The 19,301-nt window shown below is 64.1% G+C and carries 15 protein-coding genes; 10 read left to right on the top strand and 5 right to left on the bottom strand.

From position 1 onward, the window contains the following. Positions 1-102: 102 nt before the first annotated feature. Both PQR02_RS36535 and PQR02_RS36530 read right to left on the bottom strand, forming a co-directional pair. On the bottom strand, positions 103-873 hold the full coding sequence (locus PQR02_RS36535) for a DUF4410 domain-containing protein (protein ID WP_408242741.1): 771 nt from the start codon (positions 871-873) through the stop codon (positions 103-105). A gap of 686 nt (positions 874-1,559) precedes the next feature. After that, positions 1,560-2,000, bottom strand: coding sequence for a hypothetical protein (locus PQR02_RS36530; RefSeq protein WP_408242740.1), 441 nt, complete (start codon positions 1,998-2,000; stop codon positions 1,560-1,562). 363 nt (positions 2,001-2,363) lie between these two features. Here PQR02_RS36530 and PQR02_RS36525 point away from each other — a divergent pair, with 363 nt between their 5' ends. Both PQR02_RS36525 and PQR02_RS36520 read left to right on the top strand, forming a co-directional pair. Continuing rightward, positions 2,364-2,786 carry a phasin family protein gene (locus PQR02_RS36525; protein WP_149670979.1) on the top strand — a complete coding sequence of 141 codons (423 nt, stop codon included), beginning with the start codon at positions 2,364-2,366 and terminating at the stop codon, positions 2,784-2,786. Between the two features lie 59 nt (positions 2,787-2,845). Continuing rightward, entirely contained in the window at positions 2,846-3,271 is a 426-nt protein-coding gene (locus tag PQR02_RS36520; protein WP_408242739.1) for a hypothetical protein, read from the top strand. Between the two features lie 96 nt (positions 3,272-3,367). Here the strand turns inward: PQR02_RS36520 and PQR02_RS36515 are convergent, their stop codons facing one another. Next, positions 3,368-4,558, bottom strand: a complete 1,191-nt coding sequence (locus PQR02_RS36515; RefSeq protein WP_408242738.1) for a zinc-binding metallopeptidase family protein — start codon at positions 4,556-4,558, stop codon at positions 3,368-3,370. Positions 4,559-4,870: 312 nt separating this feature from the next. On the opposite strand from PQR02_RS36515, the gene PQR02_RS36510 reads away from it, so the two are divergent. The 8 genes from PQR02_RS36510 to PQR02_RS36475 all read left to right on the top strand — a co-directional run bounded on the left by PQR02_RS36510 (position 4,871) and on the right by PQR02_RS36475 (position 17,157). After that, on the top strand, positions 4,871-8,356 hold the full coding sequence (locus tag PQR02_RS36510; protein ID WP_408242737.1) for a transglutaminase family protein: 3,486 nt from the start codon (positions 4,871-4,873) through the stop codon (positions 8,354-8,356). Between the two features lie 29 nt (positions 8,357-8,385). After that, positions 8,386-11,061, top strand: a complete 2,676-nt coding sequence (locus PQR02_RS36505; protein ID WP_408242736.1) for a circularly permuted type 2 ATP-grasp protein — start codon at positions 8,386-8,388, stop codon at positions 11,059-11,061. Beyond that, positions 11,058-11,942: a transglutaminase family protein gene (locus PQR02_RS36500; RefSeq protein WP_408242735.1), complete on the top strand. Its 885-nt coding sequence runs from the start codon at positions 11,058-11,060 to the stop codon at positions 11,940-11,942. Before PQR02_RS36505 ends, PQR02_RS36500 begins: the two co-directional genes overlap by 4 nt. A 78-nt stretch (positions 11,943-12,020) precedes the next feature. Then, a complete protein-coding gene (locus PQR02_RS36495) occupies positions 12,021-12,443 on the top strand; it encodes a MarR family winged helix-turn-helix transcriptional regulator (RefSeq protein ID WP_408242734.1) in 423 nt (140 codons plus the stop codon). Positions 12,444-12,525: 82 nt separating this feature from the next. Continuing rightward, positions 12,526-12,948 (top strand): MarR family winged helix-turn-helix transcriptional regulator, encoded by a 423-nt coding sequence (locus tag PQR02_RS36490; protein ID WP_408242733.1) that lies wholly within the window; start codon positions 12,526-12,528, stop codon positions 12,946-12,948. An 83-nt stretch (positions 12,949-13,031) separates the two neighbouring features. Then, positions 13,032-14,132: an HlyD family secretion protein gene (locus PQR02_RS36485; protein WP_408242732.1), complete on the top strand. Its 1,101-nt coding sequence runs from the start codon at positions 13,032-13,034 to the stop codon at positions 14,130-14,132. A 7-nt stretch (positions 14,133-14,139) separates the two neighbouring features. Beyond that, positions 14,140-15,711: a DHA2 family efflux MFS transporter permease subunit gene (locus PQR02_RS36480; RefSeq protein ID WP_408242731.1), complete on the top strand. Its 1,572-nt coding sequence runs from the start codon at positions 14,140-14,142 to the stop codon at positions 15,709-15,711. A 9-nt stretch (positions 15,712-15,720) separates the two neighbouring features. Beyond that, positions 15,721-17,157 (top strand): efflux transporter outer membrane subunit, encoded by a 1,437-nt coding sequence (locus PQR02_RS36475; protein WP_408242730.1) that lies wholly within the window; start codon positions 15,721-15,723, stop codon positions 17,155-17,157. On the opposite strand, the gene PQR02_RS36470 is transcribed toward PQR02_RS36475, so the two are convergent. Together PQR02_RS36470 and PQR02_RS36465 are read right to left on the bottom strand one after the other, a co-directional pair. Continuing rightward, positions 17,154-18,929 (bottom strand): ATP-binding protein, encoded by a 1,776-nt coding sequence (locus PQR02_RS36470; RefSeq protein ID WP_408242742.1) that lies wholly within the window; start codon positions 18,927-18,929, stop codon positions 17,154-17,156. The genes PQR02_RS36475 and PQR02_RS36470 overlap by 4 nt on opposite strands. 141 nt (positions 18,930-19,070) lie before the next feature. Then, positions 19,071-19,301 (bottom strand): response regulator (locus PQR02_RS36465; protein ID WP_408242729.1); only part of this gene is annotated, 231 nt, incomplete at its 5' end.

Here is a 19,301-nt window from a genome sequence, read left to right as displayed (position 1 = left end):
GAGCCGGGGGCGCGGAGATGGTTATAAGCCACCGCCGGGTGGAGTTTCGCTCCACGCTGCCGCGCCGTTTTTCACCGCCCGGACCTGACCGGGCGTAGTCGATCAGATCTTCGTATGCTCGGTCGACAACCAACCACCGCTGACGCCGATTTGCGCGATCTGTTTCGCCACCGCATCGCCCAGCCGCTTCGCGTCCGATGACACGCCCGCCCGTTTGGTTTCGGTTACGGCATGCAAGCCGCCGCCAACGGCCGCCGTCGTCGCGATGGCGCCTGCGGCCGCGCCCACGCCGGCGGTTTCGGCCATGCCCGGCGCCTTGCCGCTGTCCGCGTCGGCGGTGAAGCTTTGCACGAGACGCGGTGCGCCGCCGGCGGGCTTATACAGAATCTCCACTGAGCTGCTCACCTGGCTCTTGCCCGCGCCGAGACCGATCAGCACCCGACGGCGGCGATTGCCGGAGTCGATCGTATCGAAACTGCCTTGCACCAGCAGCACGTTCTGGTTCGCGGGCGCGGGGACATCCGCGCGAATCGCGTGCAGACCCATCGTCTGCAGTTGATGCACGATTTCGTCGGCGACCTGCTCGCGTACCTGGTCCGCATCGGCGACCTGCTTTTGCTCGGCCGACGAACCGCCGATGCGCGTTTTCATTTTGTGCAGCATGCCGCCGTCGTCGAGTTTGACCTGATCGGGATTGGCGTCGAACGTGTAGACATAGATGGTGTCCGGGCGCACTTGCGGCTGCGCGCTCGCTTCGCTTGTGTTCCGGATGCCGCTGCCGGCGCAACCGGTCAGCAACACCGTGCAGCAGACCATCGCCGTGCAGACCAAACGGGTGGCGTTCTTTTTGAGGAAATTCACTGAAGTCAACATGTTCATCCTATCGTCGGCACGCGGTGCCGGAATGTTCGAACGATCAGCCGATGATCGGGCAACCGTGGGATCGTTGATCATCGGCGAACGTATTCGCACGTGAAGCACCCTTGATCTCATGCGTCCTTGTTTCGTACGCACCGGCAGCGAAACGAAGTATGGGCAATTCGCTCGCCGAACTCCATTCAGCAATTATTTCGAGTGATGTCACGCGCAAAAGCGGCGGCGTGCGCGGCGATTTGCGTGGTTGTATGGCGCGAGTAGGAAGCGGATGTGACGTGCCAGAAGCGGCGTGCGAGCGGAGTTCACCCTTGTCGGCGAGCGGGGTGAAGCCGTGGCATCGCGCGCGGCGCGCCGCGCAATCGCGTATCAGTTCAAGGCAAGCTTGACGATGCAGCTCAGGACGAAGATGAGCAGCGCGGCGGCGACCAGCAGATTCATCGGATAGCGCATTCTTCACAAGGCACTAGCATGTCAGTGCTGTAATGCTAGCCACCTCGCGGAAGATGAAAAAGTGGGCAGTGACGCAATAGTGTGGGACAGCCAACGCAGCGGGCCGAACGTCTGCGCGACTCGGTGATGGACCGCTTCCAGGCTTGAGCGACGGTGGTGAACAACGCCGCGTCGCTTTTAACGGCGAGACGGCGCAAGCGCTTGCAGCGAACGGGGATGGGTGGCGAACGAACTTATTGCGGCTGCCCCGGCGCAGCATGCGGCGCCTTGTTCGCCGCAGCCAGGTCTTCCGCGAGACTGGTGCGCAGCGTCGCGATGGCCTGCTCCGGATTGGCGGGCTTCAACTGCTCGCGAGCCAGCGAATCATAGATGTAGTGGCGCAGCATCGGTTCCTGCGTCTTGCTCAGCACGTCGTGATACACCGCGACGATGTCGCCCGGATGTCCGCTCATTGCATACAGGCGGCGCAGTTGTTCCAGATCGTTGATCACCGCGAAGTTCGGACCCCTCGGAGCCATCATCGGACCTATCGCGCCATGCGGCGGCGCTGCGTCGCCGCGCTGCGGCTCGCCGTGCATCTGGGCGGCCGGCGGCGAGGCTTCCTGTGCGAATGCAGCCGTTGCGGCGCCGCCCAGAACGGCGGCCAGGGCCGCGCCGAAGATTGCTTTTTTCATGATCTAGCTCCCATCGAGACAACGCCGGCGCCACAGTGCACCGGCACATGAGCAACGATAGTCGAGATGGCGATTCGTAGGGTTACTGAAGCCGTCACGTAACTTTCCAAACCTTGCATGAGCAGCGGCCGCTGCCGTCAAAGCCCCGTGAGGTCCGTGGAAAGCCCGCGCGGCGAGCCAGGGTGAGGACCGGTGGCGCAATGCTCGCGGATAGCGCATGATTGGACCAATGTGCCGTCCGACCCCAGAAGCAGCAAGCCTCGACGGGGAGTGCGGCGCACGAAGCCGCCATTGCATCCGTCACGCAATCATGTCGCGGCGCTGCACCGCCGGCGGGTATTCAACCGTTAAGGAGGATTTCGCATGGACCGACCTGACGCCGCCAATCCGTTTGGCGATTTCACCAAAATGCTGGAGCAGTTCAAGCTTCCCGGCTTCGACGTACCCGCCATCATGGAAGCGCGACGCAAGGATGTGGAAGCACTGGTTCAAGCGAATCAGACCGCCTTCCAGGGAATGCAGTCGCTCGCGCAGAAGCAGGCGGACATGTTGCGCGCGACGCTGAGCGAATTGCAGTCGTTGACCGGGCAATTGTCGGCCGGCGGCGCGGCGCCTTCGGCGAAAACCGCCGAGCTGATCCAGCAGAGCCTGCACAAGTCGCTCGCCGACATGCAGCAACTCGCGCAAGCCGCGTATCAGACGCAAGCGGAGTCGTATGCGGTGATCGCAAAACGCGTAGAAGAAAACGTGCAGGAGCTGAAGTCGCTCCTGCAGCAGAAGAAGTAGCGAGAACGTTGAATCGCTCGCTTGGAGCGTGACGCGTTTCGTTGCCAGTAGTCGATGCCGTGAACGACCGACGTCGTTCGCGGCATTTTTTTGTGCGGCGTCACAAGGGCTGGAGTGACGTTGGGGATGCCGCTTTCTCTTTACACGAAAAGCTTGTCGTTAGCGTTTCTCGTCAGAAGAAAGTGGTGCTGACATACGTTTTTTTTGCAGCGACCGTTTACATCGAGTCGCGCAAGGACAGCGCGCGTGAACGTTATTTTCTCGCACGCTGTCATGCTCTTGCGACTGTTCGTTCCAAATGCGTCGCTACCCGAAAACAGGCGCGGAACCAGCGCCTCTTACATGATCGACGCAGCCCGACCGATGTGAATGCAACAGGCGCCGCCGGTCAGGTGTGCGGCCCTGGTCTTGCGCACGTGACCGGAATGCGGGTTACGGGCGTTTCACTTCGAAGGATGGCTCTGGCTGGTTTGCTGGATGGGTGAATGAAGTCCACTGCCACTGGACCAGGCAGTCGGCTCTTTCATGGGCCGGTGACGAGACGCCACGAGCGCTCAAGTCGCGCGGGCCTCCCGGCCGAACTAGCCAGGTTGCGCGGTCTGCTGCTCGGGCGCTGCGTTGCCTGCGGCGGCTCCGGCACCGGCGGCTTGCCTCGTGTCTGTCGCGGCGGTCTGCCCGGCCGTCCGTGCGTCGGCGGTCGGCCCCGCCGCCTTGTCGCCGGCTGCCGCAATCACCCGATGCACGAAGCGCAGCTTGTCCACCACCGCCGCGGCCAGCGTGAACGGATAACCGTCCTTCATTCCAAGACTGCGGTTCAAGCTGTTCAATGCGTAAGTGAGCGGGAACCAGCGCTTCATCAGATTCTCGAAGCTGGCGTCCTCGACCGGCGTGCGGTCGGTGAGCGTGGGCTCGCGCGGATCGTCGGGCAGCAGCGCGAGACCATACGAAGTCGACGTATCCAGCACGTCGACGATCAACAGGTAGTGCGCCCACGTCTCCGCCCAGTCCTCCCACGGATGCATGGTCGCATACGCGCTGATGTACGACGCTTGCCAGTCGGCCGGCGCGCCGTTGCGATAGTACGCGTTCAGCGCTTCGCCGTAATCGGCGCGCTCGTCGCCGAACAGCTTGCGGTACGGTTCGAGCCAGCGCGGATCGTTTTGCACCAGCTGGTCGAAATAGTAATGGCCGCTCTCGTGGCGGAAGTGGCCGAGCAGCGTGCGATACGGCTCGCCCATCGAGGTGCGCACCTTCTCGCGATGGGCGTCGTCGGCTTCCGCGATGTTCAGCGTGATCAGCCCGTTGTCGTGACCGGTCATCACACGCGAACCGTCGCCGCCGTCCTCGAGGAATTCGAATGCGAGGCCATGCTCGGGGTCCGTCTGGCGCGACTTCAGGGGGACGCCCAGTTCGGCCAGGGTGTAGAGCAGGCGCCGCTTCGCCACTTCCAGGCGATACCAGTAAAGCCGGTTGTCCGGGGCGCTCAGATTCGGAATCGTGCGGGTCAACTGACAGGCGGGGCACAAGGTGTCGGGCGAGTCGGCGGGGATCATCCAGTTGCAGACGTTTTCGACGGCGTAGTTGTGGCACTGGCGAAACAGCGCGCCGTCCGCCCGTTGATGAAGGCTGCGCCAGCATCCCTCGCCGGCATCTTCGAACGCGCTGATTTCCGCCAGTTCCGGAATGTAGCCGAGCAACGACTCGCAACGTTCGCAGCGAACGTTTTCAAAAAAGACGAGCTGCGAGCAGCAATTGCAGTGGAAGGTTTTCATCGGTCGAGCCTGGTTGGTGGGGCAGCTATGAGCGCAAACCTGCCGCAATCTTCATGCCGCATTTGCCAGATGTCCCTGCTTTAACGCACAGTACGTGCAGGATCGTGCACCGGTGCTGCGCCGCTTTGGTGCAGTGCGTTGCGACCAGCGAGGCAAGCAGCGCTTCGTCAGGCTGGCGGCTGCGCCGCCCATCGACGGCGAACTTCGCGGCAAGCGGTGATCCGGGCAGTACCCACGTGTCACGCGGTTTTTCGTTCAACGGCATGAAGCTTGCTTTTTGGCGGGCTGCCATCCTTCGACCAGGAGTCCGGTGTGTCCATACGCGTCGCATTGCATCACGTCACACATTACCGTTACGACAGGCTGGTTTCGCTGTCGCCCCAGGTCGTGCGTCTTAAGCCTGCGCCGCATTGCCGGACCCCGATCCTGTCCTATTCGATGCGGGTCGAGCCGGCCGAACACTTTATCAACTGGCAGCAGGACGCATTCGCCAATTACCAGGCGCGCCTCGTGTTTCCCGAGAAGACGCGCGAATTCAAGGTGACCGTGGATCTGGTCGCGGAGATGGCCGTCTATAACCCGTTCGACTTCTTCCTCGAACCGTCGGCCGAGCAGTTTCCATTCGCCTACGCGCCCGGCCTCGCGCTCGAACTCGCGCCGTATCTGGTCAAGCGGCCGATGACGCCGCGCTTCGCCGAGTTCGTCGCGAGCATCGACCGCACGCCGAGCGGCACCGCCGACTTTCTGGTCGCGCTGAACCAGCGGCTGCAACGCGAGATCCGCTATCTGATCCGGATGGAGCCGGGCGTGCAGACGCCCGAGGAAACGCTCGTGAGCGCCGCGGGCTCGTGCCGCGATTCGGGCTGGCTGCTGGTGGAGACTTTGCGGCAACTGGGGCTGGCCGCGCGCTTCGTGTCCGGCTACCTGCTGCAACTCGCGCCCGACGTCAAATCCATCGACGGACCGATCGGCACCGAAGTCGACTTCACCGACCTGCACGCGTGGTGCGAGGTGTACCTGCCGGGCGCGGGCTGGATCGGCTTCGATCCGACCTCCGGTCTGCTGGCGGGCGAAGGGCACATCCCGGTCGCCTGCACGCCCGAGCCGGGTAGCGCGGCGCCGATCTCCGGCGCGGTCGACGAATCCGAAGTCGAGTTCGAGCACACGATGTCGATCGAGCGGGTGCTGGAGACGCCGCGCGTCACGAAGCCGTATAGCGAGGCGGTGTGGCGCGACGTGCTGAAGATGGGCGAGCAGGTCGACCAGCAGCTCGCCAACATGGACGTGCGCCTGACGATGGGCGGCGAGCCGACCTTCGTAGCGGTGCGCGATCGCGACGCCGCCGAGTGGAACACCGACGCGCTCGGCCCGACCAAACGCGGCTACGCGGTCGCGCTGATGGAGAAGCTGCGCGCGCGCTACGGCGCGAACGGCTTCCTGCATATCGGCCAGGGCAAGTGGTATCCGGGCGAGCAGTTGCCGCGCTGGGCGATGTCGCTCTATTGGCGCGCCGACGGCGAGCCGTGCTGGCAAAACCCGGCGCTGTTCGCCGACGAGCGCGAGCCGGGTCGCTACACCGCCGGCGACGCGCAACGCTTCCTCGCGCATCTCGCGGGCAAGCTGTCGCTCGACGAGGCGTGCATCCAGCCCGGTTTCGAAGACGTCTGGTACTACCTGTGGCGCGAGCGCCGCTTGCCGGTCAACGTCGATCCGTTCGACGCGCGCCTCGACGACGAACTGGAGCGCGTGCGCTTGCGTCGCGTGTTCGATGCGGGCTTGAGCGGCGCGACCGGCTACGTGCTGCCGCTCGCGCGCGAGCGCGACGTGCCGAACGAAGCGCCGAAGTGGGTCAGCGGCCGCTGGTTTTTCCGCGACGAACGCATGTACCTGATTCCCGGCGACTCGCCGATGGGTTACCGGCTGCCGCTCGACGCGCTGCCGTGGGTGTCGAAGACCGACTATCCGTATCAGCACGCGCACGATCCGTTCGCCCCGCCGGTGCCGTTGCGTTCGGCCGCGCAATTGCGCATGCAATACGACAGCGGCGAACACGCCGCAAACCAGGCCCCGACCCTTGCCGAGAAGCGGCGGACGGCCGCGTTGTCGCTGTCGGCGGGGGATCTGCTGAGCGGAATGCCGGGCCGCGGCGCGCGCGGCTATGCGCGTGAGCCGGGCGACGAACGGGCTCCGGCGCACGGGCAGTCGTCGCAGGAGACGCTGCGCACGGCGATCTGCGTCGAGGCGCGCGACCCCAAGCGCGCGGCCGGTCCGAAAGCCGAAACGGATGCGTTCGGCAGCGGCCGCACGCTGCTGCATGTGTTCATGCCGCCGCTCACCGAACTCGACGATTATCTCGACCTGCTTGCCGCCGTCGAAGCAACGGCGGCCGAGTTGAAGATGCAGGTCGTGCTCGAAGGCTATCCGCCGCCGCGCGACGCGCGCCTGAAAATGCTGCAGGTGACGCCGGACCCGGGCGTGATCGAGGTGAACATTCATCCGGCCGCGAACTGGGAGGAACTGGTCGATCACACCGAGTACCTGTATGAGTCGGCGGCGCACAGCTATCTGAGCAGCGAGAAGTTCATGACCGACGGGCGGCACACCGGCACCGGCGGCGGCAATCACTTCGTGCTCGGCGGCGCGACGCCCGCCGACAGCCCGTTCCTGCGCCGGCCCGATCTGCTAGCGAGTCTGATCGCGTACTGGCACAACCATCCTTCGCTGTCGTATCTGTTCTCCGGCCTCTTCATCGGACCGACCAGCCAGGCGCCGCGTATCGATGAAGCGCGCAACGATCAGGTCTACGAACTCGAAGTCGCGTTCCGCGAGTTGCAGCGGCAGATCGATCTGCTCGGCGGCCGTGACAGCGCGAACCTGCCCGCGTGGATGATCGACCGCTCGCTGCGCAACATCCTGATCGACGTGACCGGCAACACGCACCGCGCCGAGTTCTGCATCGACAAGCTCTATTCGCCCGACGGTCCGACCGGGCGCCTCGGCCTGCTCGAATTGCGCGGCTTCGAAATGCCGCCGCACGCGCGCATGAGTCTCGTGCAGCAGTTGCTGCTGCGCGCGCTGGTGGCGCGCTTCTGGCGCACGCCGTACACGCAGCGGCTCACGCGCTGGGGCACCGAACTGCATGACCGCTTCCTGCTCGGCACCTTCGTGAAGCTGGATTTCGACGACGTGCTCGACGACCTGACCCGCGCCGGGTTCGCATTCGACAGCGGCTGGTTCGCGCCGCACTTCGAATTCCGCTTCCCGCTGGTCGGCGAGACCACGGTAAGCGGCGTCTCGCTGACGATCCGCAACGCGCTCGAACCCTGGCACGTGATGGGCGAAGAGGGCTCGGCGGGCGGCACGGTGCGTTACGTGGATTCATCGGTGGAGCGGCTCGAAGTGCGCGCGCTGGGTCTGAACGGCAACCGCCATGTGCTGAGCGTCAACGGCGTGCCGGTGCCGTTGCAGCCGACCGGCCGTGTCAGCGAATACGTGGCCGGGGTTCGCTATCGCGCATGGTCGCAGCCGTCGGCGCTGCATCCGACCATCGGCGTGGACGCGCCGCTCACTTTCGATCTGGTCGACACCTGGACTGGCCGCTCGGTGGGCGGATGCCAGTATCATGTCGCACATCCGGGCGGGCGCAACTATCAGACCTTCCCGGTCAACGCCTACGAGGCGGAAAGCCGGCGGCGCGCACGCTTCTTCGCGTCGGGTCATACGCCGGGGCCGCTCACGGTCGGCATGCCGCAGCGCAGCCTGGAGTTTCCGTTCACCCTCGATCTGCGCTACTGGTGACACCCGCACACTTCTGAAACGACACGACCTTGGCCTTTCAATCCACTTTTCCCTTCGAGGCGTCCGCGGCGCACGCGGATGCTTCGTCCTTGTTGCGGCTGTTGCCGGGCTACGACGGACATTGGGACGAGTTGCGCGACGAGTCAGGCGCGCTGCGTGAAGCGTGGCGGCAATTCTTCGAGCGCCTGGGCGCGGACGGCATCGCGCGGCTGGAGGATCACTGCGCGTCGGTCGCGCAGCAGATCCGCGATAACGACATCAGCTACAACGTCTACGCGGACAAGGGCGAGCCGCGCCCGTGGGCACTCGACCTGCTGCCGTTCCTGATCAGCGAGGACGAGTGGGCGCACATCGAGCGCGGCGTCACGCAGCGCGCGCATCTGCTCAATGCGATCGTCGCCGATATCTACGGGCCGCAGACCTTGCTCGCGCGCGGGCAATTGCCGCCCGCGCTGGTGTTCGGGCATCCCGGCTATCTGCGCCCGGTGCAGGGGTTCATGCCGCCGGGCGGCCAGTTCCTGCAAGTGGTCGCGGTCGATCTCGCGCGCACGCCCGGCGGCGAGTGGACCGTGATGGCGCATCGCACCGAGGCGCCGTCGGGTCTCGGTTATGCGCTGGAAAATCGCCTGATCGTGGCGACGCTGTTCGCCGATCCGTTCCGTTCGATGCGCGTGAGCCGCCTCGCGCCGACCTATTCGCAACTGATCGCGACGCTCGCGCAATCGGCGCAATCGACGATGCGTCACACCGACGACGACCGCGCTGCCGAGTCGTCGCCGCATATCGCGCTGCTCACGCCGGGGCCGTACAGCGAGACCTATTTCGAGCACGTGTTTCTCGCGCGCTATCTCGGCGTCACGCTGGTCGAAGGCAAGGACCTGACCGTGCGCGACGACATGCTTTATCTGAAGACGCTCGCCGGGCTCGAACGCGTGCACGTCGTGCTGCGCCGTCTGGACGACGCATTCTGCGACCCCGTCGAACTGCGCGCCGATTCGAGCATCGGCGTGCCCGGCCTCTTGCAGGTGATGCGCGCGGGCAATGTGATCGTGTCGAACGTGCCCGGCTCGGGCTTTGTCGAGTCGCCGGCCTTGCACGGCTTTCTGCCGGGCATCGCCGAAGTGCTGCTCGACGAAGACCTCGTGCTGCCGAGCGTCGCGACCTGGTGGTGCGGTGAAAAGGCGGCGCGCGAACATGCATTCGAGTGGCTCGACGAAGCGTTCATCGTGCCGACGTGGCCGATGGCTGGCCGCGATGCGCCACCCGGCGTCGATCAGGGCAGGCAGAAGCTGGCGGCGTGGCGCGAGCGCATCGAAACGATGCCCGACACCTACACGATCCAGCAGGTGCAGCACTTTTCCTGCACGCCGCGTTACGAAGACGGCACCATCGGCCGGCGTCCTTCGGTGCTGCGCGTCTATGCGATCGCCGATTTCAACGGCGGCTGGCACGTGATGCCGGGCGGCTTCACGCGGATGGCCGCCGAACGCCAGGCGACGGTGTCGATGCAATACGGCGGCAGCAGCGTGGATACGTGGGTGCTGTCGAGTCAGCCGACTTCGACGTTCACGCTGCTGCCCTCGCCGATGCAACCCGGCGACCTCGCGCGCAAGCATCGCACCGTGTCGAGCCGTGCGGCGGAGAATCTATTCTGGGCGGGTCGTTATGGCGAACGCGCGGAGAACAATGTGCGGCTGTTGCGGCTGATTCTCGGCTCGCTGGAAGGCAACGACGCCGACGCGATGTTTCCTACCCTGGTCGAACTCGCCATGCAATGCGGCCTCGTGCAATCCGGCGACATGCACTCGCCTTATTCGCCGCAAGCGTTCGAACGCGCGTTGGTCGCGAATCTGAGCGAGAGCACCGGGCCCGCGGGCATCGGCCAGAACCTGAATTGCCAGGCGCGCTCGAACGGCGAAGTGCGCGGGCGGCTGTCGAACGATCACTGGCGCACGATTCTCGCGGCGCGCAACGACTTCCGCGATGCGCTGCAGGCGCTGATGCCGGTCGGCGAGTTCGGCGACGGGGCATCGCAAGGCAATGGCAATGGCAATGGCAATGGCAATGGCGGCGGCAACGGCAGCGCAGGCGCCAACGGCCGTGGCGAACGCTACGACCGCGTAACGCTCGTCAACGCGCTCGAACGCCTGTCGGTGCAGTTGTCCGCGATCAGCGGCGCGCAAGGCGACCGCATGACGCGCGACGAAGCCTGGCGTCTGCTGTTCGTCGGGCGTCACATCGAACGCGTGTCGGCAATGACCTCGTCCTTGCGCGTCATCGCCGACAACGGCCAGCTCGCGACGCCCGCCGGTTTCGATCTGCTGCTGCAACTGTTCGACAGCACGCTGACGTACCGTTCGCTGTATCCGGGCCGCTTCGAAGTGCCCGCGTTGCTCGACCTGCTGGTGATCGAGCCGACCAACCCGCGAGGCATCTACGGCGTGTACGAGCGTCTGCGCAACAAGCTCGACGAAATCGCGGTGGCGGCTGGCAGCGTGCGGCATCGACCGTTCGCCGAGCTGATGCCGCATGCGAACGCATTGCCGTCGCTGGCGTCGCTATGCGAGGTCGACGACAAGGGCGCATACGACAAGCTGATCGCGGTCTGCGATCAGATCGGCGGATTTGTCGGCGCGGCCGCGCACGAAATCAGCGCGCGCTATTTCAGCCACGCGAGCACGGTTGCTTCACAGGTGTGGTCATGAAGCCGACCGTTCTGTCCGTTTCGCATCGCACGACTTACCGCTACTCGACCTATGTGGAGACCGCGCAGCATCTCGCGACGATCCGGCCGATCGCGTGTGCGTGGCAGCGCGTGGTCTCGCACAGCGAGCGGATCGAACCGCAGCCGTCATATCTGAACAGCCGCATCGATGCGTTCGGCAATGACGTGCTGTACTTTGCACTGGATGTCCAGCACGAGCGCCTGCAACTCGTCAGCGAGACGACCGTGTCGCTCACGCCGCGCTGGACCGACCTCGATCCCCACGCCACGCCCCCATGGGAAGAGGTGGCCGACGCGCTGCAGTTTCACGTCGGCGGGCAGTTCCGGCCGGAGGTGGAGTTCTGTTTCGCGTCGCCGAATATCGTGCCGCGGCCGTCGCTGCGCGCTTATGCGCTGCCGAGCTTTCCGCCGGGCCGCCCGGTCGCCGCAGGTGCGATCGATCTCATGCATCGGATCCACGACGACTTTGTGTACAAGCCTTCGGCAACGATGTTCGATACGCCCGCCGAGCGCGCGTTCGAATTGAAGAGCGGCGTGTGTCAGGACTTCGCGCAGGTGATGATCGGCTGCTTGCGTTCGCTCGGTTTGCCGGCGCGCTATGTCAGTGGTTATCTGCGCAACGATCCGCCGCCGGGGCAGCCGCGTTTGATCGGCGCGGACGCGTCCCATGCGTGGGTGTCGGTGTATTGCCCCGGCGACGGCTGGATCGATCTCGATCCGACCAATGACGTGCTGGCCGATAACGACCATGTAACGCTGGCGATCGGCCGCGATTACAGCGATGTGTCGCTACTGCGCGGGACCATTCTCGGTGGCGGGGCGCATCGGGTGGAGGTGGGGGTGACGGTTATTGCGCTTTAAGGCTTGCGGCCCCGACGTGACCCCTTCGCGTCGAAATAAAACTTGACTCTGTGCGTATGCACATATAAGCTGCCCAACATGACCCGTCCCCTCTCTTACGACGAATGCAATTGCTTCGCGCTGCGCCAGGCGGCGCGGCACGTCACGCAAATCTACGAACGCCATCTCGGCGCGATCGGGCTGACGGCTGCGCAATTCACGATTCTCGCCAAACTCGCGCGCACGCCGAACCTGCCGATGGTGGACCTCGCGGACGCCATGGTGATGGAACGCACCACGCTGGTCCGCGCAATGAAGCCGTTGCAGCGCGACGGTCTGGTGGTGGCGGAATCGGCGGAGCACGACGGCCGGACGTTTCTGTTCAGTCTGACGGAGAAGGGCGAAAAAACCTTCGATCAGGCCGCCATTGCGTGGCGTGCCGCACAGGACGAGTTTGAAAAGAAGTTCGGTCAGGCGCGCGCCAAAACGCTGCGCGCCGAGTTGTTCAGCATCACCGGCTAGCCCAGGGCGTATGCAGTCGTTTCGGCGCGCGTCAGTACGCCTGCTTGTGTGCATACGCACTTAAGAATGAGGAAGCGCAGCGATGGAAGTGCTATCAGATGACGACTGCTTTGCGATCCGCCAGGCCGCACGGTATGTGTCGCAGATTTATGACCGGCATCTGGCGAATGTCGGCCTGACCATTACGCAGTTTTCGCTGCTGGTTCGGCTCAAACGCACTGGCCCGATGACGATGAAGCAAATGGCCGAAACCATGCGCATGGAGCGCACTACGCTGGTCCGGACGATTCAGCCGTTGCGCCGCAATGGCCTCGTGTCGAGCGAGGCGCTGGGTGCGGATGTGCGAGCGTTGTCGATTGCGCTGACGGCCGCCGGTGAAGGTCGGCTGCAGGCCGGACGCGAGCACTGGTACGCCGCGCAAGCCGAATTCGAGCACCGCTTCGGCGCGCGGCGCGCGGCCGCATTGCGCGGCGAACTGTTGGCGATCACGCGGGATTCAAACTGAAGGTCCGCGGGTAGCAGTAACGAAGGCCGGCGCCACGCGCCGTTTTTTTCAACGCACAGAGTGCATACGCACATATCGACACCATGTCCACTACACCTTCGACCGTCGTCCCGCCGAGCGCGGTGCATACCGCCAAACCGGCGCGGCGCATTCCGTGGATGCTTCTCGCGAGCCTCACGGTACTCGTCGCGCTGGCGCTCGCCGCTTCGTACTGGTTCTTCGTCAGCCGCTTCGTCGAAACGACCGATGACGCGTACGTGGGCGGCGACGTGACCGTGATGGCGCCGAAGGTAAACGGCTTTGTCACCGACGTGCTCGTGCACGACAACCAGTTTGTCCACGCGGACCAGGTGCTGATCCGCCTCGACGCGCGCGATTACGACGCGCGCCTCGCGCAAGCCAGCGCGGAAGTGCAGAGCGCGCAAGCCGCGGTCACCGAGTTGCAGGCGAAGAAGTTGCTGCAACTCGCGACCATCAACGAACAGGCCGCCGAGGTGCGGGCTTCCGGCGCCGAGTTGACGCGCAGCGCGGCGGACCAGACGCGCTACCGCGAACTGGTCAAAGACGACGCCGTATCGAATCAGGTGGTCGAGCGGGCCGATGCCGATCTGACCAAGGCGCACGCCGCGGTCGATCGCAGCAGCGCGGCACTGATCGCGGCGCAACGCCAGATCGCCGTGCTCGACGCGCAGATCGGCGACGCTCAGGCGCGCATCGCCACCGCGCAGGCGGCGCAGCGCGTCGCCGCATTGAACGTGGAGTACACGACGATTCGTTCGCCCATCGACGGCTATATCGGCAATCGCACCGCGCGCGTCGGACTGCTGGCGAACACCGGCGTGTCGCTGCTGACGGTGGTGCCTTCCAGCGGACTCTGGATCGACGCGAACTTCAAGGAAGACCAGTTGAAGAAGATGCGCGTCGGCGATGAAGTCGACGTCGATCTCGATGCATCGAGCAGGCGGATTCGCGGCTCAGTGGAGAGTCTCGCGCCCGCCACGGGTGCAACCTTCAGCGTGTTGCCCGCGGAAAACGCCACCGGCAACTTCACGAAGATCGTGCAGCGCGTGCCGGTGCGCGTGCACCTCGACGTACCGAAGGACCTGCAAGGCATGCTGCGGCCGGGACTCTCCGCAACCGTGAAGGTGCATGTCGACGCCAACGACGCGCCGCAGCGCGGATGAGCCGATCATGACTCAGGTTCTCGACAATCCCGCCGACCAGCCGACCCGCACTAAGGTCTTTGCGTTCGTGCTGATGTGCGTCGGCTTTTTCATGGCGACGCTCGATATCCAGATCGTGGCGTCTTCGCTTCGGGACATTGGCGGCGGCCTGTCCGCGAGCCAGGACGAACTCTCGTGGGTGCAGACCTCTTATCTGATTGCCGAAATCATCGTGATCCCGATGTCCGGCTGGCTCACGCGCGTCTTTTCGACGCGCTGGCTATTCACGTTCTCCGCGTTCGGCTTCACGGTCACCAGCATGCTGTGCGGTCTCGCATGGGACATCAACTCGATGATCCTGTTTCGCGGTTTGCAAGGCGCGCTCGGCGCCGCAATGATTCCGACGGTCTTCACCACCGCGTTCGTGCTGTTTCCCGGCAAACAGCGGCTGATCGCGTCCACTGCGATCGGCGCGCTGGCGTCGCTCGCCCCGACCGTCGGTCCGGTGATCGGCGGCTGGATCACGTCGCAATGGTCGTGGCACTGGCTGTTCTATCTGAATCTCGTGCCCGGCGTCGCCGTCACGCTGATGGTGCCGAAGTATGTTCACATCGACAAAGTCGATCTCTCGCTGCTTAAAAAGGGCGACTACCTCGGCATTCTGCTGATGTCCGGCTTTCTCGGCTGCCTCGAATATGTGCTCGAAGAGGGCCCGCGCAAGAACTGGTTCGGAGACGACGTGATCGTTCTGTGCGCGTGGGTGGCGGCGATCTGCGGGTTTCTTTTCATCGTGCACGCGTTCACGGCGAAAGAGCCGATTGTCGATTTGCGCGCGCTGGCGGTGCGCAACTTCGGTATCGGCAGCTTGCTGTCGTTCATCACCGGGATCGGGATTTTCTGCACGGTATTTTTGACGCCGGTATTTCTGGCGCGCGTACGTGGCTTCGATTCGTTGCAGATCGGCCTGGCGTTGCTGTCGGTCGGCTGTTTTCAATTGCTTGCGTTGGCTGCGTATTCGACGCTGGCGCGCTTTGTCGATATGCGTTTGCTGATGGTGTTCGGGCTCGCGCTGTTCGGTATCGGCTGCTATCTGTACGTGCCGCTGACGAGTCAATGGGGCTGGCAGCAGTTGCTGATTCCGCAGGCGTTGCGTGGCGTCGGCCAGCAGTTCTGTATTCCGCCTATTGTCACGATGGCGCTGGGGGCGTTGCCGCCGTCGCGGCTTCGTTCCGCGAGCGGCCTTTTCAATCTGATGCGCAACCTCGGCGGCGCGATCGGCATCGCCGTGAGCAGCACGATGCTCAACGATCGTTTGAACTTCCATTACGAGCGGCTCGACGAGCACCTGAACACAGGCCGGCCGGTGGTCGAGTCGTTGTTGCAGAAGCAGGCCGACTATTTCGCGGCGATTGGCGGAGACGTGCTGAATGCGGCCAGCGCGGGACTCGACCAGTTGCACGCGTTGCTGATGCGCGAAGCGCTCGTGCTCACTTTCTCCGACGCATTTTTCGCCGTGTCGCTCTGTTTCGTGGTCGGCTTGCTGAGCGTGCTGTTCTCGCGCCCGTTCGGCAACACCGCACCGCCGCCCGATGCCCATTGAGGATCCCCTATGAAGCCGATCGTTATCAAGGTACTCGCGAGCGCGGCATTGCTGACGCTCGCGGCGTGCGCGGTGCAACCCTCGACCCACGCGGATTTGCCGCAAACCGTCAAGGCCGTCGCGCCGCTCGCGTGGAGTGTCGACGCGCCGCAAGACAGCGTCAGCGCCGACACGTGGTGGGCGCAATTCGGCGACCCTGTGATGCATCAACTGGTCGAGTCGGTGCTGACCGGCAATCTCGACGTGCAGGCCGCGGTGGAACGCGTGAAGCAGGCGCAGGATCTGGTGACGCAAAATCGCGCGGCGCTGCTGCCCGAGCTAAATGCGACTGCGACGGCTTCGACGGAGCGGCAGAACACCCCGCCGCCGCTCGGCTATGTGCGTCAGGCCGGTTTCGGATTGGCGGCGAGCTGGACGCCCGATGTGTTCGGCGGCGAACGTCTCGCGGTGCTGGCTGCGCAGGCGCAGGTGTCGGGACGCGCGGCGGCTTTGAATGAGGTGCGGCTCGCGCTCGCCGCGAACACGGCTGCGGCATATATCGATTTGCGTTGGGCGCAAACGCAATTGCAGATACTCAGCGACAACGAACAGATTCGCGCGCGCGCGCTGAAGCTCACGCAGGAGCGTCTGCATTACGGACTGTCGACGCAGCTCGACGTCGCGCGCGCGCGCAATCAGCTGGAAGATTTGCAGGCGCAAATTCCCCGCATGCAATCCACCGTGCAGCATCAATTGAGTCTGATCGCGGTGTATTCGGGGCGCACGCCGGAGAGCGTCGACAGTTTGGTGCTCGCCGATGCCCGTGAGATTCCGGTGCCCGCGCAAAGCGCGCCGCAGGTCCTGCCGTCCGACGCGCTGCTGCAACGGCCCGATGTGCGCACCGCCTATGCGACGGTCGAACAGCGCGCGGCCGAGGTGGGGGTGTCGAAGGCACAGCGCTATCCGCAGTTCAGGATCAATCTCGCCGATGGTCTGCTTGCTTCGTCGTACCTCGGCCTGCCGACGCTGACCGACAACCTCTTTAGCGCCGCGTTGAATGCGACGAGCCCGATCTTCAACGCGGGCCGCATCACCGCGAATATCGACGCGAGCGAGAGCCGCATGCGCGAATCGCAGCTCGGCTTGCAACAGACTATCCTGCAGGCGCTCAAGGAAATAGAGGATAACCGCAGTGATCTGGTGAGTGGCGCGGTGCAGGTGCAACGGCTCGGCGGCGCGCTCGATGCATCGAACCATGCGCTGCGGCTGTCGACCGAACTCTATAAAGGCGGCGCGACGGATTTCCTTGATGTGCTTACCGCGCAGGAAGCGTTTCTACGCGACTCCGAATCGTTGAATCAGGCCAGGCGCGAGCATGCGCTCGCAGCGGTTGCGTTGTACCGGTCGCTCGGTGGGGGCTGGGATGCGCAAGAGCAGGTGGCGGGGGTGAATGCTTCCAAGGGTTAGCGCTGTCTGGCTTGCTGGTTCGAATCGGCTTCTAAATCAGGCGCGTTGTCGAGTGCAGCCCGGACGGCTCGTGCCAGTTCATCGAGTCGGTAGGGCTTGCTGATCAGCGCGACACCCTCGTCCAGTTTGCCGTCGTGGAAAACGATGTCCCGGGTATAACCTGATGCAAACAGAACCCTTGCATGGTACGGCGGAGCGCCGGCGATTCGCGCGAGTTCGCTGCTCCTCACCGTACCCGGCATGACGACGTCGGTGAAAAGCAGATCGATGTGTTGACCACTCTGGATGAGTGCGAGCGCCGAATCGCCGTCTTGCGCGGAAAGCACTTTATATCCCAACTGCGCAAGCATTTCGATTGCAGCTATGCGGACATCAGGGTCGTCTTCGACGATCAGAATGGTTTCCCCGCCACGTTCCTGTCGGCTCGGAGATGACTTCGGCGACGTATGTTCCGCTTCGAGGCTGCGCGGAAAATACAGATCCACGGTGGTGCCTTGGCCTTCGGCGCTCCTGACGCCGACGTGACCCGAACTCTGTGACACGAAACCAAACACCATGCTCAATCCCAGGCCGGTTCCCTTTCCCTCGGCTTTGGTCGTAAAGAACGGCTCGAATACGCGGGCCTTCACATGCTCCGACATGCCGCTGCCGCTATCGGTTACCGACAACCGGACGAAATCACCAGCGGGCACCCCGGCGCTGCGGGCGCGCTCGTCCGCCTTTGCGTCCACATTGTCGATGCTGATGCCGATGCGGCCCGGCCCGTCTATCGCGTCACGTGAATTGATCACCAGGTTCAGCAGAGCGCTTTCCAGCTGATTGCGATCGGCGCAGATGTTCCAAACGTTCCGGGTGCCCGATATGCCGAACTCGATGTTCTCCGGCAGCGTGCGGCGCAACATCTCGTTCATGCCTTCGACCAGACGGCTGGGATTGAGAACGGCCGGTGCAAGCGGTTGTCTGCGTGCGAAGGCCAGCAGTTGTGCGGCCAGCTTTGCACCGCGCACCACCGCATTGCTGACCGCGGTGACGCGCCGCCGGAGCACATCGTTGCCGCTTGTCGCAAGCTCGATGAGCTGGAGATTGGCCGAGATAACCTGAAGGACGTTATTGAAGTCGTGAGCCACACCGCCCGTCAGACTTCCGATTGCCTCGAGCTTTTGTGCCTGCCGTAAACGCTCTTCCATCGCCACCCGCGCGGCGACTTCGGCGGCGACACGATGTTCGAGGGTTTGCGTAAGCTGCAGCAACGCTTCTTCCGCCTTCTGGCGCTGCGTTTCCGCCCGTTTCATCGCCGTCGTTTCGAATACGATCGCGATGACCCCCGCCGGTTGCCCGTCGTCATCGACGACCGGGCTGTAGCTCAAGTCCAGCCAGACGTCTTCCGGACTTCCTTCGCGGTAAAGAACCAGGATCTTGTCTTTGTACGTGAGCGTGCCGCCGGCAAGACAGGTATCGACGACGTGGCGGTTGAAGGATGCAACCTCGGGCCAGCCCACTTCGACGGGCTTGCCCAGCAGAAACGGGTGACGCCCGCCAGCAAAGACGGCATAGGCATCGTTATAAAGCATGGTGCCTTCCTGTCCCCACAACATCACGAGGGGCGACGGAGACGCAAGCAGCAACTTGACGGCGGCCACCAGACTCGCGGACCAGCCCTCGCATGGGCCGAGCGGCGTGCTGCTCCAATCGAAGGCCGCAATTTGCCGGGCCATCTCGCCCTGCCATCCGGGGCAGGGACCGTCGAACCTTAGTGAAACCGCTGAGTGCATGGCGAAGTCAGCTCCAAACGAGGCATTGAAGTTTCGTGCATTGCACGCGAGCATGACGAACGCCCGCCGTTCCGGCGTCTTTCGACATCTCCCCGAAGCAGCAAATATTGTTCCCGGGTTGCGCCGCCCCGCTAAAACGGCCTAACCGATGCAGGACAAGAGATCGTCCAACTGCACAGGTTTCGTGAGGCTTTGGTCGAAGCGTGCTCCATTGGCATCGCCCGCCATGTCGGGGTCGACGAAGCCGGACAACAGAATGAAACGCGTATTCGCCATTCGGGGGTCGCGCTTGAACTGCGTGAGAAGCTGTCCGCCGCTCATATCGGGAAGCTTCCAGTCCACGAATGCCACGTCGGGCTCGAACGAGTGAAC

It is taken from the genome of Paraburkholderia sediminicola (assembly GCF_046026895.1).
GTDB classification, from domain to species: domain Bacteria; phylum Pseudomonadota; class Gammaproteobacteria; order Burkholderiales; family Burkholderiaceae; genus Paraburkholderia; species Paraburkholderia sediminicola_C.
Note: the sequence above shows the minus strand (reverse complement) of the source record. Positions and strands in the feature narration are given on the sequence as shown.